7 protein-coding genes and 1 pseudogene are annotated in these 13492 nt (G+C 65.2%); 4 read left to right on the top strand and 4 right to left on the bottom strand.

All coding sequences use genetic code 11. The annotated features are described in order from the left end of the window. Complete coding sequence (locus HV744_RS12390; RefSeq protein ID WP_175149798.1) at window positions 1-1557, top strand: MFS transporter; 1557 nt, start codon at window positions 1-3, stop codon at window positions 1555-1557. A gap of 486 nt (window positions 1558-2043) precedes the next feature. Then, window positions 2044-2316, top strand: a complete 273-nt coding sequence (locus tag HV744_RS12395; protein WP_175149799.1) for a YodC family protein — start codon at window positions 2044-2046, stop codon at window positions 2314-2316. Between the two features lie 106 nt (window positions 2317-2422). Here the strand turns inward: HV744_RS12395 and HV744_RS12400 are convergent, their stop codons facing one another. Further along, window positions 2423-2734 carry a superinfection immunity protein gene (locus HV744_RS12400; RefSeq protein WP_175149800.1) on the bottom strand — a complete coding sequence of 104 codons (312 nt, stop codon included), beginning with the start codon at window positions 2732-2734 and terminating at the stop codon, window positions 2423-2425. A 241-nt stretch (window positions 2735-2975) separates the two neighbouring features. On the opposite strand from HV744_RS12400, the gene HV744_RS12405 reads away from it, so the two are divergent. Beyond that, window positions 2976-4439, top strand: a complete 1464-nt coding sequence (locus tag HV744_RS12405) for a M20 family metallopeptidase (protein WP_175149801.1) — start codon at window positions 2976-2978, stop codon at window positions 4437-4439. Between the two features lie 255 nt (window positions 4440-4694). Here the strand turns inward: HV744_RS12405 and pdeR are convergent, their stop codons facing one another. Together pdeR and HV744_RS12415 are read right to left on the bottom strand one after the other, a co-directional pair. Next, window positions 4695-6698 (bottom strand): cyclic di-GMP phosphodiesterase, encoded by a 2004-nt coding sequence (gene pdeR / locus HV744_RS12410; RefSeq protein WP_175149802.1) that lies wholly within the window; start codon window positions 6696-6698, stop codon window positions 4695-4697. 218 nt (window positions 6699-6916) lie between these two features. Beyond that, the gene (locus HV744_RS12415; protein WP_175149804.1) at window positions 6917-11587 is read right to left on the bottom strand and encodes a DEAD/DEAH box helicase; all 4671 of its coding nucleotides are present in this window, start codon (window positions 11585-11587) and stop codon (window positions 6917-6919) included. 433 nt (window positions 11588-12020) lie between these two features. Here HV744_RS12415 and HV744_RS12420 point away from each other — a divergent pair, with 433 nt between their 5' ends. Beyond that, complete coding sequence (locus HV744_RS12420) at window positions 12021-13088, top strand: aldo/keto reductase (protein ID WP_175149806.1); 1068 nt, start codon at window positions 12021-12023, stop codon at window positions 13086-13088. 248 nt (window positions 13089-13336) lie between these two features. Here the strand turns inward: HV744_RS12420 and HV744_RS37240 are convergent. Then, window positions 13337-13465 (bottom strand): annotated as a pseudogene (locus HV744_RS37240) (carboxymuconolactone decarboxylase family protein); the annotation flags it as partial. Window positions 13466-13492: the final 27 nt, after the last annotated feature.

Here is a 13492-nt window from a genome sequence, read left to right on the forward strand (position 1 = left end):
ATGAATAGCGAAGCGATCAAGTCCGCTCCTGCGGCATTCGTTGGACCCGTCGGCGCCACCGCGTGCGCGGTGAGCGCGACTTGTCCCGGCGCGGTGGCCGCCGGCGTCGCGGCCGCAGTGGCGGCGGAAAAAGCCGCGCCGCGCTTCAAACGCCAAGGGCTCGCGCTCGCCGTGCTGTTCGTCGGCGCGTTCCTCGCGCCGCTCGACTATTTCATCGTCAACCTGGCGCTGCCGTCGATCCGCACCGGCCTGAACGCCAGCGACGCGCAATTGCAACTCGTGGTGTCCGCTTACGCGTCCGCCTACGCGGTGCTGCTGATCACGGGCGGCCGCCTCGGTGATCTGTTCGGCCGCCGCCGCATGTTCATGACGGGGATGGCGGCATTCGTGGTCGCGTCGGCGCTGTGCGGTTTCGCGACCAGCGGCCATATGCTGGTGACCGCGCGAATCGTGCAGGGCATCGCGGCCGCGGTGATGGCGCCGCAAGTGCTCGCGACGATTCGCGCGGTCGTGCCGCTGCATCAGCAGACCAAGGTGATGAGCCTGTACGGTTTCGTGTTCGGGCTGTCGTCGATCGTCGGCCAGCTGGGCGGCGGCGCGCTGATCACCTATCACCCGTTCGGACTCGACTGGCGCATCATCTTCCTGATCAATATTCCGATCGGCATTGCGGCGTTTATCGGCACGTGGAAGTTCGTGCCGGAGAATCAGCCGGCCACGCGCACCGGCGTCGACGTGAAGGGCGTCGCGCTGCTCTCCGCGGTGCTGCTGCTGGTCATCTACCCGATGACGCATGGCCGCGAAGCCGGCTGGCCCGCATGGACCTTCGTGATGTTCGCGCTCGCGATTCCCGCGTTCGCGCTGTTCGTGGCGACCGAGCGGCGAGTCGAGCGCGGCGGCGGCCATCCTCTGGTGGATCTGCAACTGTTCCGCAATCGGGCCTTCGCGCTGGGTCTCGTGCTCGCGTTCCTGTTCTACTGCAATAGCGCGTTCTTCCTGACCTACGGAATCTTCCTGCAAACCGGCCTGCACTGGACACCGCTCGCGTCGGGCATGGCGATCATGCCGTTCGCGATCGGCTTCGTGGTCGGGCCGCTGACCTCGCCCGTGGTGGTCAAGCGCATCGGCGGCCATGTGCTGACGCTGGGTTTTTCGATGATGACGGTCGGATTCGTGGTCACTGGGTGGTCTGCCACACAGTCAGCCACGCCGGATCTGCTGTTCTATTGCGGGCTGGTGTGCGCGGGCGTCGGTCACGGCTTGCTGTTGCCATCGATCATGCGCATCGTGCTGCTCGAAGTGGTGCCCGAGAAGGCGGGGCTAGCGTCGGGCGTGGTGTCGTCGACGCTGCAGATCGGCTCGGCGTTCGGCACGGCGGCGATTAGCGGCGCGTTCTTCGGCGCGATCGGCGGCAGCGCGGCGCCCAGTGCGTACGCGCATGCGTTTCAGCTCAGCCTTGCGATCAACGCGCTGCTGATGTTCGTGTGTATTGGTTTGAGCGTACTGCTGGTGCGGCATCAGCAACTGGCGTTACGCCGCGCAGTGCAACCGGTTTGAAAATGCGGTGCCGGTAATCGTTTTCAGTGGATGGTTTACCGGCATTATTGTGCAGATTAAACAAAGGCAGAATTAGACCCCTGGCATATTTACCGGTGAGTTATTCGTTCACAGGTAACTGCGATTTTCCAGGCTGACTGGAATAAACCCTGTGCGGCATTGCGTCATGGTTTGGATATGAAGAATGCGTGAGCGCATTTTCTACTTGCCGGCGATTTGCCCGCAGTAATTGGTGCCATCGTGCAGTGCCGCATGGGTGGCGGCTTGCCGCCGTATTCAGGGATTTTCCTGGTTTCAAGGAACGCGGACCCGGACGGGAAAGACATTCCAGTGCCGATGAAAACGGTATCAATAAAAAGCACTTGCCGCGGTTAAATTCAATTGTTAATCTTTGCAAACTTTAGAGTCATCCCTCAGTAGATCCAAAGTCGAGAAACCCGGCGCAATGACTTAATCACGCTCAACGGTTCCGTAGGGGAAATAAATATGCTGACCGCTACCATTGACGCATTCCAGACACCGCTAGCCGCGAGCTTCAACGTCGGCGACGTGGTCACGTTGAAGGAAGGAGGCCCGCGCATGACCGTGACATACGCAGGTCCGGTAGCGCTCAATCCCGGCGACTGGCTGATTTGCGAGTGGTTCGACGAATACGGCGAACTGCGCCGCGAGATGTTCACGCCCACCGGCGTGCGTGCCGAGCCTCGCTCGATTCCGGCCGGCTCTGTGCAGTGGCACCGGGTGGGCCGGGCGGCTTGAGTTTACTGAATCAACTGAACGAGCTGAGCGGCGGCCGGTGAATCGGCCGCGTGTTCGGCCGCGCCATTGCGCCGGCCATGTTCCCGGCTGACCCGCACCAATAGAATCAATTCTCCGGGCGATCCCGCGCCGACGCGCGTTTCTGCACGCGCGCCATCAGCGCGGACGAGAACGCGCGCATCCCAACCATCTTCCGCGTCTGCACCACTTCGCCCGCGATGTTCTTCGGCGGGTTCGGCTGCAACGACCAGTAGAGCGCGAGCAGCCAGCCGAACACGGTCCAGCCGAGGCATGCGTTGAAGAGCGCCAGCGTCAGCACGTCGTGGCGCTTGCGCCGGTCCGCGAGAATGGCCGGCAGGAAATACAGCGCCAGTGCGAACACCGCGGCGATGACCTGGACGATCACGTTGCCACCCATGACACAGCTCCCGATGCGCGATGTATGCAGCGATTGTCGCGCGATTGTTTAATTTACGCAGCGGCGCTGCGTACCGCTCGACACGCAGGCCGCTTCATCGTTCGCGCTCGCTCGCGCGTGGTTCGCTCAATGCCCGTGAGCCGTCGCGACACATCCCGGATGGGCGCGAAGGGGTTCAGCCGATCCTGCATCAGGACTATCATGGCCGTTTCGACTGAACAGAACCGCCAGGACCGCCATCATGACCTCCGACGCTACGACCCACCAGGCTCAACGCATCAACCCCGACACGCTACGTGAATTCGTGGACCGCAAGTGGAACGACGAGATCGTGCCCGCGTTGACGGACTACATCGCGGTGCCGGCCAAGAGTCCGGCGTTCGATCCCGACTGGGTCAAGCACGGCTATCTGGATCGCGTGATCACCGACGCGGCGCAATGGGCCGAACGGCAGCCCGTGCGCGGCCTGAAACTCGAAGTGATCCGCCTGCCTGGCCGCACGCCGGTGATCTTCTTCGAAACGGCTGCGACCCGCTCGGGCAGCGAGGAAACCATCGTGCTGTACGGCCACCTCGACAAGCAGCCCGAGTTCGACGGCTGGCGCAGCGATCTCGGACCGTGGACGCCGAAGCTCGAGAACGACAAGCTCTACGGCCGCGGCGGCGCCGACGACGGCTACGCGATCTACGCGAGCCTCACGGCGCTCGCCGCGCTGGATGCGCAAGGCGTCGAGCGTCCGCGTTGCGTCGGTCTGATCGAAACCTGCGAGGAATCGGGCAGCTACGATCTGCTGCCGTACGTCGACGCGCTGCGCGAACGGCTCGGCAAGGTCGGTCTCGTCGTGTGTCTCGATTCGGGCGCGGGCAACTACGATCAACTGTGGCTCACCACGTCGCTGCGTGGAATGGTCGCCGGCGACCTCGAAGTGCAGGTGCTCGACGAAGGGATTCACTCGGGCGGTTACGGCGGCATCGCGCCGTCGAGCTTCCGCATCATGCGGCAACTGTTCGACCGGCTCGAAGACGCCGCCAATGGCACGCTGTTGCCGAAGGGTTTCCACTGCCCGATTCCCGCGGACCGTCTGCGTGAAGCGGAAGCGACCGCACAGATTCTCGGCGACGACGTGTGGAAGAAGCTGCCTTGGGCCTGCGGCCAGGACGGCCGTCAGGTGCTGCCCACCACGACCGATCCGCAACAGGCCTTGCTCAATTCGACGTGGCGTCCGTCGCTGTCGGTGACCGGCGCGGCCGGCTTGCCCGCGCTCGCGGACGCCGGCAACGTGCTGCGTCCGCGCACCGCGTTCAAGCTGTCGCTGCGTCTGCCGCCGCTGATCGAGGCGGAAAAGGCCGTCGCCGAATTGAAGGCGCTGCTCGAATTCGATCCGCCGTACAACGCGAAGGTGACGTTCAAGCCGGACGCCGGTGCGGCGAGCGGCTGGAGCGCGCCCGATCTCGCGCCCTGGCTCGCCACCGCGCTCAACGACGCGTCGCGCCAGCACTACGGCGCCGACGTCGCGTACATCGGCCAGGGCGGCACCATCCCGCTGATGAACGTGCTGAAGGCGGGCTTCCCCAAATCGCAGTTCATGGTGTGCGGGGTGCTCGGGCCGAAGTCGAACGCGCACGGACCGAACGAGTTCCTGCACGTGCCGTACGGCAAGAAGCTCACGGCTGCGGTGGCCGAAGTGATCGCCGCCGCGCCTTGAGCGTTGTGGGCTGAGTTGTGCTGACTTGTCCTGCTTGTTCTCGTTCGTTTGTTTTGAACCCGTCACTCACGCCGAGACTTTGAATGACCGAAAACCAGACTGCTCAACTCGCAACGCGAAACCGACGGCATTCCGGTCGACCCGGCCACGTCGACGCAGATTCGCGAGGGCGGCGCTGGCCGTCGGGATGAGCGACGAAGAAGCAGGGCGCTGGGGCGGCCTGTTGCGATAAAGGCCGCAAAGGCAACGCCCAGCTCAGGCAATCAGTCTGAGCTTCTGCCTGTCCTTCAACCAGCGTTCGAATTCGGCCACGGGCATCGCCTGGCCATACAGGAAGCCCTGTACGTAATCGACGCCCAGGCCCTTCATGAAGATTTCTTCCGATTCGGTTTCGATACCTTCGGCGACCACCTTGAAATCCAGCTCCTGCGCGACCGCGACCATCGAGCGCACCAATGCTTGCGCCTTGGTGTCGGCGTTGATCGAGCGCACGAAGCTGCGGTCGAGCTTGATGACGTCGAGCGGAATGCGGCCCAGTTGCGACAGCGACGAGTAGCCGGTGCCGAAGTCGTCCAGATGAACCTGGGCGCCGAGTTGACGAAACTGCTTGATCAGTTCGATCACGGCCGCTTCGTCCTCGATCAGGCAACTCTCGGTGAGTTCGAGGTCGATCAGGCAAGGATCGAGTTTCGCCTGGTGCAGCGCTTCGGTGAAATGCCGGACCACGGCGGTGTCGACCAGTTGCCGCGCTGACACGTTGATCGCGACGCGCAGGTTGTGGCCGTCCGCTTTCCATCTGGCGGCCTGCTTCGCGGCGGTCTCCATGACCCAGCGGCCCAGCACGCCGATCAGCCCGGATTCTTCGGCATAACGGATGAACTCCGCTGGCATGATCTGCCCGCGTTCCGGCGAGTTCCAGCGCACCAGCGCCTCGGCGCCTTGCACCATGCCGGTGGCGAGCCACAGTTTGGGCTGGTAATGCAGCGTCAGTTGACCCTCTTCGAGCCCGCGCCGCAGGTTCGTGTCGAGCCACATGTACTCGGCGACCCGGTGGTTCATGTCCGGCGAGAACACACGGTGCGTGCGCTTGCCTTCGTCCTTGGCGGCATACATCGCCGTGTCGGCCGAGCGGATCAGCGATTCGAGACTGTTGCCGTGCTCCGGATACCGGGCGATGCCGATCGAGCAGCCGGTGTAGACCTCCACCAGCCCGATGGCGAACGGCGTGCGCATGCGTTCGAGAATGCGCTGCGCGGTGGCCTCGAGTGCGTGCGCGGTGCCCTTGGCCGCGAGCACGATGAATTCGTCGCCGCCCAGGCGCGCGAGCGCGTCGCCGTCGTTCAGGCACGCGCCGATGGCCGCCGACACATCGCGGATCAGCCGGTCGCCGAACTCGTGGCCGTAGTGATCGTTGACCTTCTTGAAGTTGTCGAGGTCGAGGAACAGCACGCCGACCGCTTCGTCCGGACCGGCATCTTCGATCGCCACGCGGACTTTCTCCTGGATCGCGTTGCGATTGGCGAGGCCGGTGAGCGCATCGGTGTTGGCCAGTCTAAACAGCCGTTCCTGCGCGAGTTTTTGTTCGGTGATGTCCGTGCCCGAGCAGATCAGGAACTGTTGGTCAACGCCGCTGCCGCCCTGGACGAACTTGTTGCGAAACAGAAAGAGCCGCTCGCCGTGCACCGTTTTAATGCGCCGCTCGGCGTCGTACGCCACACCGCGATTGAAGAAGCCGGCGATGTTCTGGCAGGAATCCGCCGCTTCTTCGGGCGACATGAACAGCGCCCACACAGTGTGACCGATGATGTCTTCTTCCTTGAGGCCAGAAAGTTCTTCCGCGAGCCGGTTGAAGCGCTGTATCCGGCCATGCCTATCGATGATGACCACGACCAGATTGACTTCGGAGACGACCTGTTCAGCGAACGAGAGACCCTGGACCAGATCGCGCGCGACGGACTCGGTGTCGTCATAGGCCGATGCGGTGCCGGCCCACGTGTCGCTGTTGAGCTTTTTGCCGACGAGATGCAGGCGCAATGGGGCGCCGAACATTTGCACGTCGACGACGGCATGCGAGGTCACGCCGGTGAGGCGACGGATTTGCGAGGCTTGTTGAGGGCTCAGAGAAATGGCGACTTTAGCGGGCACATCGCCGGTCACTGGCGTGAGTTCGAGTGCGTTGCTGTCGGTCGACAAACGCCAGCATGGACTGCTTGTGCCGAACCGGGCATAAAGCACCTGCTCGTGTTGGTCGTCGTTCATGAAATCCCCGGGGCGTGTATGCCGGTAGTCCCCGACAAGGCGCGAGGCGGCAAACAGTCTTCATACTTAAGACCGACCCCATTGTAGCGAAGCGGTGGAATTCGGGCTTATAAACATTAACGGTCGGACGGCCGCGAGCTTTAGGGTTATTAGGGGCAGGTGATAGCAATATTCGTGTTGGGTAAATCACCGTATGCGTGCATGCACGCATGACAATCCTAAAACCTTCGCGCCAGCAATCCGCGAGCACGCTCACGCTCGGCGGGATGGGTTGCCAACGCGGCATCGAACCAGAAATTCCCGGCGACGAGCGTAGCCGCCACCACGCCGTCACGGTACAGGAGCCGATTGCCCGCCACGGCGGGCACCCGCTCTCCGACGAGCAAGGTCCCCGCGAGATTCAACGGATCGGTTCCGGCGACGCACACCAAAGCACCCTCGTTCGCCTGCCGCCGGACTTCTCGCAGCACGGGAATCGCTTCGGGCAACGCAAACTGTTCGCCGGCGAGACCGTTCACGAATCGCCCGCCGCGAATCACGCCGCGCGCTTCGAGCCGTTGATAGACGCGCAGCAGATCACGCCAGGGCGGCAGCCATTCGGCCTCGCGTTCGAGCAAACGCCAGAACACCATGCCATAGCGGCGCAGCAAGGTCAGCGCAACATGCTCGAGCACTTCAGGCGGCAACGGTCGACGGCGCTGCGGCACATTCTCCGTTGCGGCGGCAACGGGTTGCCGGCTCACGAGCGCCCAGCGTCCCGCGTCGTCCATCCCGCCGATCAGCGCGCTCGATCGCGCGCGCCGGTTGCTGGAAAACGCGTTGCGTTTGGCGACCGGCTTCAGCAATGCGCGCAAGCCCGCGAAGCTGTCGGAGTTGGCGAGACCGGCGGCGACCAGTTCGCCGAGCGCATTCTCCAGTTCCATGCGCAGCACGCGGACTTCAGCGAGCAGCTCGTCGAAGAACATCGCGCCGTGTTGCGAGAGCGTGTCGTACACGCTCTGCGCGAGCGCCGACAATTCCAGTGGCCTGGCCGGGTCGAGCAACGCGCTCCATGTGCGCACCTCGGCGCGCGGCAACAGCACGATCGGGGTGCTGCGGATCGGGCCCGCTGCGCCGCGCGCCCGCCCGGTGAGCCGGGTCCAGACAATCTTGCCGGCGCGACATAGTTCGTCAAGCGAGGTATTCACGTAGGCCTTCACGCGCGTGGGCAGGATGTCCTCTTCCCAGGCGCCCGCCGCGGCCTGAAAGCCTTCGAGCTGGTCGAGCACCGCGGCCAGTGCGTCGCGGCCCTCGCCGCGCGTGTCCGGCGTCAGATGCTGCCACTCGAACAGAAAGCGCATGAAGTCGTGCCGCTCCACCGGCTCGATCTCGCGTCGCAAGCGTTTCACCGTGTAACGATGGATCCGCGCGAGGAGGTGCCGTTCGCACCATTCTTCTTCAGTGGCTTGCGGCGTGAAGCGGCCGCGCATCAGGTAGCCTTGCGCTTCGAGACGGGCAAGCGTCTGCTCGACCGACGCCGGCGGCAAGCTCAGCGGCTGCGCGATCGCGCTGACCGGCTGCGGGCCGAAGCCGGTCAGGCGCGCGCGCAGCACGTCGAGCAGCGCGTCGGCGGCGCTCCAGCTGTCGGTGTAGCCTTTCGGCGCGACGAGTTGCGGCGCGTAGCGGGTGCGAGGCGCGTCGGGGTAGAGCGCGTGGAAACAGGTGAGACGCTCGGCGGGCAGCCACACCGCGGCGGCGTCGGCGAGGTGCAGGCGGGTTGCGCGGCCCGCTTCGGCCAGCGACGCGAGCCACGCCGGCCAGCCTTCGTGAGCGCGCGCTTCGGCGTCGGTGACGCAGCCGAGGCTCGTCAGCGCTTCGTGCATCTCGTCGGCGTTGCGCGCTTGCGGCCACGCCTCGTCGCGCACGCTGTCGATCGCGTCCGCGTCGAGCGCGCCGAGATCGTCGGTGCTGGCCGGATCGGTCCAGCGGCGGTTCAGCACGGCTTGCGTGCGGCGTTCCTCGAGCGGCGCGTCGTCGAGGAACGCGTAGGGCTTCGCGTTGAGGATCTCGGCGGCCAGCGGCGACGGCGCCGGCAGATCGCGTGCCACCAGCCGGACCTCGCCCTGTTCGATCCGGCGCAGCAGCGCGAGCCAGCGTTCGCTGTCCATCGCGTCGTGCAGACAGTCGTCGACGGTTTGGTCAACTAATGGATGGCGTGGCAGTTCGCGTTCGCCGACCAGGTTCTCCAGACACGCGGCCTGTTCGGGAAACACGCTTGCGAGCAGGTCTTCGCTGCGCATGCGCTGCAGTTGTGGCGCGGTCTTGCGCCCGCCCGTGTAGCGCGGCAAGCCCAGCGAGGTGGTCGCGTTCCAGCGCCAGCGCACGCCGAATAGCGGCGCGTCGAGCAGCGCCTGGATCAGCAGATGCTCGGCGCTGTTCGAATGCAGATAGCGCCACACTTCGTCGAGCACGAACGAGTGGCTGCCGGTCAACGACAGGACGATCGCGTCCTCGGTGGCGGCGGCTTGCAGCTCGAAGTTGAAGGTCCGGCAGAACCGCTTGCGCAGCGCGAGACCCCACGCGCGATTCACGCGGCTGCCGAAGGGCGCGTGAATCACCAGTTGCGTGCCGCCGGATTCGTCGAAGAAGCGCTCCATCACCAGCGTGTTCTGCGTGGGCAGCACGCTGAGCGCCGCGCGGGCGCGGGCCAGATAGTCGACGATCTGGCGCGCGGCGGCTTCGTCGAGGCCGAGGTTGTCGATTAGCCAGTCGATCGCGTGATCGATGCGTGCGGGCGTGGTTTCGTTTTGGGCTTCCGTTACGTGCGAGGCGGAGCTTTCCGTTCCGCGTTCGGTCACGGTCACGGCTTCGGCATTGGCATTGGCATTGGCATTGGCTCCAGTTTCAGTTCCCGCTCCGGCTTCCGCTTTGCTCATGGCTTTGCTTCTGGCCTTGGCTTTTGCTTCCATTACCGCGCCGGTTCCCGCTTCACCGACATGCGTCTTCGCGATCGCCAGCGCCCTGACATCCCGCCCTTCAAGCAGGCGCCCAATCTCTTCGCGCAAGCGCGCCACCGCGAACGACAGTTCATCGCTGCGCCCCGGCGCATCGCCGAGCCAGAACGGAATATTCGGCGGCTGCCCCTGCGCGTCCTCGACCCGCACGCGGCCGCTCTCGATGCGCAAAATCCGGTACGACGCATTGCCGAGCTGAAACACGTCGCCGGCCAGACTTTCGACCGCGAAGTCTTCGTTGACGGTGCCGATGTTGATCGCCTGCGGTTCGAGCACCACCGCATAATCCGCGTTCTCGGGAATCGTGCCGCCCGACGTGACGGCGACCAGCTTGCCGCCGCGTCGGCCGCGCAAGGTGCCGCTCACCACATCGCGATGCACATAGGCGGCGCGTGGACCGTTGCGGCTCGTATAGCCTTCGGCGAGCATGCGCAGCACGGCGTCGTACTGCTCGCGTTTCAGTTCCGCATACGGCGCGGCGCGCCGCATCATCGCGAACAGCGCATCCTCGCTCCATTCGGCGCTCGACACTTCCGCGACGATCTGTTGCGCGAGCACATCGAGCGGCGCGCGCGGAATGCACAGCGCGTCGAGTTCGCCGCGCCGCACGCAATCGAGCAGCGCCGCGCATTCGATCAGGTCGTCGCGCGAAGTCGGAAACAGCCGCCCTTTAGGCATGCCGCCGACATGGTGGCCCGAGCGTCCGACGCGTTGCAGGAATGGTGCGATCGCGCGCGGCGAACCCATCTGGCAGACCAGATCGACGTCGCCGATATCGATACCGAGTTCCAGCGAAGCGGTGGCGATCAGCACGCGCAGTTCGCCGTGCTTCAGGCGCTGCTCGGCGTCGAAGCGATGTTCTTTCGCGAGGCTGCCGTGATGCGCGGCGACCACCTCCTTGCCGAGCCGCTCGGTCAGATGACGCGCGACGCGCTCGGCCATGCGCCGCGTGTTGACGAAGACCAGCGTGGTGCGGTGCATCGCGACCAGTTCGGCGAGGCGATCGTAGACGCGTTCCCATACCTCGTTGGGCATCACCGCTTCGAGCGGCACGGGCGGGATTTCCAGCGCGAGATCGCGCGCGCGAATATGGCCCACGTCGACGATCGCGCAGTCGGCGGGCATGTCGCTATCGATGCTCGCGCCGCCCACCAGAAAGCGCGCCACCGCGCTCACCGGCTTTTGCGTGGCCGACAGGCCGATGCGCGGCAAAGGCCGCTGACATAGCGCGTCGAGACGTTCGAGGCTGAGCGCGAGATGGCTGCCGCGCTTGCTGCCGGCCAGCGCATGAATCTCGTCGACGATCACCGTGCGCGTGGTCGACAGCATGCGGCGGCCCGAGTCCGATCCGAGCAGCACGTAGAGCGACTCCGGCGTGGTCACGAGAATATGCGGCGCGCGCTTTTTCAGCGCGTTGCGTTCGTGCTGCGTCGTGTCGCCGGTGCGCACGGCCGTGCGGATATCGAGCGGCGGCAGCCCACGCGCGTCGAGTTCCGCGGCGATGCCTTGCAGCGGCATCTGCAGGTTCAGACGGATGTCGTTGGAGAGCGCCTTCAGCGGCGACACGTAGACCACCAGCGTTGCGTCGGGCAATGCGCCGCCGTTGGCGAGGCCTTGCTGGACCAGATCGTCGAGCGCGGAGAGGAATGCAGTGAGCGTCTTGCCCGAACCCGTCGGCGCGGCCACCAGGGTGGAGCGGCCACTGCGAATCTGCGGCCAAGCTGCGGTCTGCGCTTCGGTCGGGGCGGGGAAGGTCTTCAGGAACCAGCCGGCGACCGCCGGATGGAAGTCGTCCAGCGCGCGGTGCGTCGATGCAGGCGCAGCGTGGCCCGCGGCGGAACCCGGCGCTGAACTGGCAGCAACGTCCCGCGCGGCGGATGTCGTGGCCGAAGTCATGCTTGCGTAGATGGGGACGTGGCGTGCCATATCCAGTGGGCGGCAAATGGGCCGGTTGCGAAGGGCAGCAGTCAGTCTGGCAGGTTTTTGCGGGCTTTGCCGAGGGACTCGCACTGACCTTCGTGACATTCGGTCTGGGATTCGCGGCGCGGGTCTAGCAAGCTTGGCCGTCAGTATCGCGCTGCATCACGCGACCCGGCGCGCAGCCGCGTTGCCAGGATCGTATTGCCGATGTGCGAAGCTTTCGGCAGCAAGGCGATTTTTTTCGGAGGCGGCAACTTCCCACGCTTCGCCACGGCGCTGAGCGTAAGCCGGTTGCAAAATCAGCGCGGGCGCCGGCTGCCAGCGGTCAACGCGTGTCCTGCCGGATCTCGCCAATTGCAGTACTCTCTACGGCTCACCCATACACGACTGCAAAGATGGAGCTTCGACGATGCGATACAACCAGCTAGGCCGTACCGGTGTGTTTGTTTCAGAACTTTGTCTGGGCACGATGACCTTCGGCGGTGGCGAGGGCATCTGGAAGCAGATCGGCGATCTGCAGCAGGGCGACGCGGAGCGGCTGATCGGCCGGGCGCTCGACGCGGGCATCAATTTCATCGACACGGCCGACATCTATGCGGACGGCCTGTCCGAGCAGATCACCGGCCAGGCGTTGAAGAACCTCAAGGTGCCGCGCGACAAAGTGGTGGTGGCGACCAAAGTGTTCGGCCAGACCGGCGAGTTTGCGAACGCGCGGGGCGCTTCGCGGTATCACGTCATCGACGGGGTGAAGGCGAGTCTGAAGCGACTGCAACTCGATCACGTCGACCTGTACCAGATTCACGGTTTCGATCCGGCCACGCCGATCGAAGAAACGGTGCGCGCGCTCGATACACTGGTGCAGCACGGTCATGTGCGTTACGTCGGCGTGTCGAACTGGGCCGCGTGGCAGATCGTGAAGGCGCTCGGCATCTCGGAGCGCCTCGGGCTCGCGCGTTTCGAATCTCTGCAGGCGTATTACACGCTCGCGGGCCGCGACCTTGAACGCGAACTCGTGCCGATGCTGCACAGCGAAGGCCTCGGGCTGATGGTGTGGAGTCCGCTGGCGGGCGGGTTGCTGAGTGGCAAGTACGGGCGCGAGCAGCAGGGTGAAGCAGGCAGCCGCCGGACGAGTTTCGATTTTCCGCCGGTCGACCGCGAGCGCGCGTACGACTGTATCGACGTGATGCGCGATATCGCCAACGCGAAGCAGGTGTCGGTGGCGCAGATCGCGCTCGCGTGGCTGCTGCATCAGCGCGTGGTGAGTTCGGTGATCGTCGGCGCGAAGAAGGTCGAGCAGCTCGACGACAACATCGCGGCCACGGGCGTGACGCTTGACGCGCAAGAGCTTGCGAAGCTCGATCAGGTCAGCACGCTGCCCGCCGAATACCCGGGCTGGATGCTGGAGCGCCAGGGCGAAGGGCGCCGCACGCAGCTGGCCGAAACGCGCCAGGCGGCGCAGGCGCACCGCCAGGGCTAGGTGTTGGGGCTGGGTGGCTGGGTGCCAGGTGTCGGGTTCCGCGCCACGCGACGTGGCAGGGTGTGTCGACGCGGCGCGCGGCTGGACGGAGCAGTCGGCGGCAAATACCGGCGGCGGTGGCAGGCGGCGACCGCCGCCGCCGCTCGCGATCGCACCCAACATTTGCACCGACCAACCGCACCGACCAACCGCACCGACCAACCGCACCGACCAACCGCACCCACCGGCGCGGCTTACCGCACAGCCGTTTATTTAAACGTTGCTTCGCCTGCCGGGCTCGCTTCAGCCGTATAAGCGGCGACGGCATCCATCGTGCGAGCCGAGTACACCATCGTCGCGCCCGCGTTCATCGCGACCGCCACGCCGAGCGCTTCGGCGCGCGTTCGGCAAGGCGTTTGCGCAGA

Source organism: Paraburkholderia ultramafica, assembly GCF_902859915.1.
GTDB classification, from domain to species: Bacteria; Pseudomonadota; Gammaproteobacteria; order Burkholderiales; family Burkholderiaceae; genus Paraburkholderia; species Paraburkholderia ultramafica.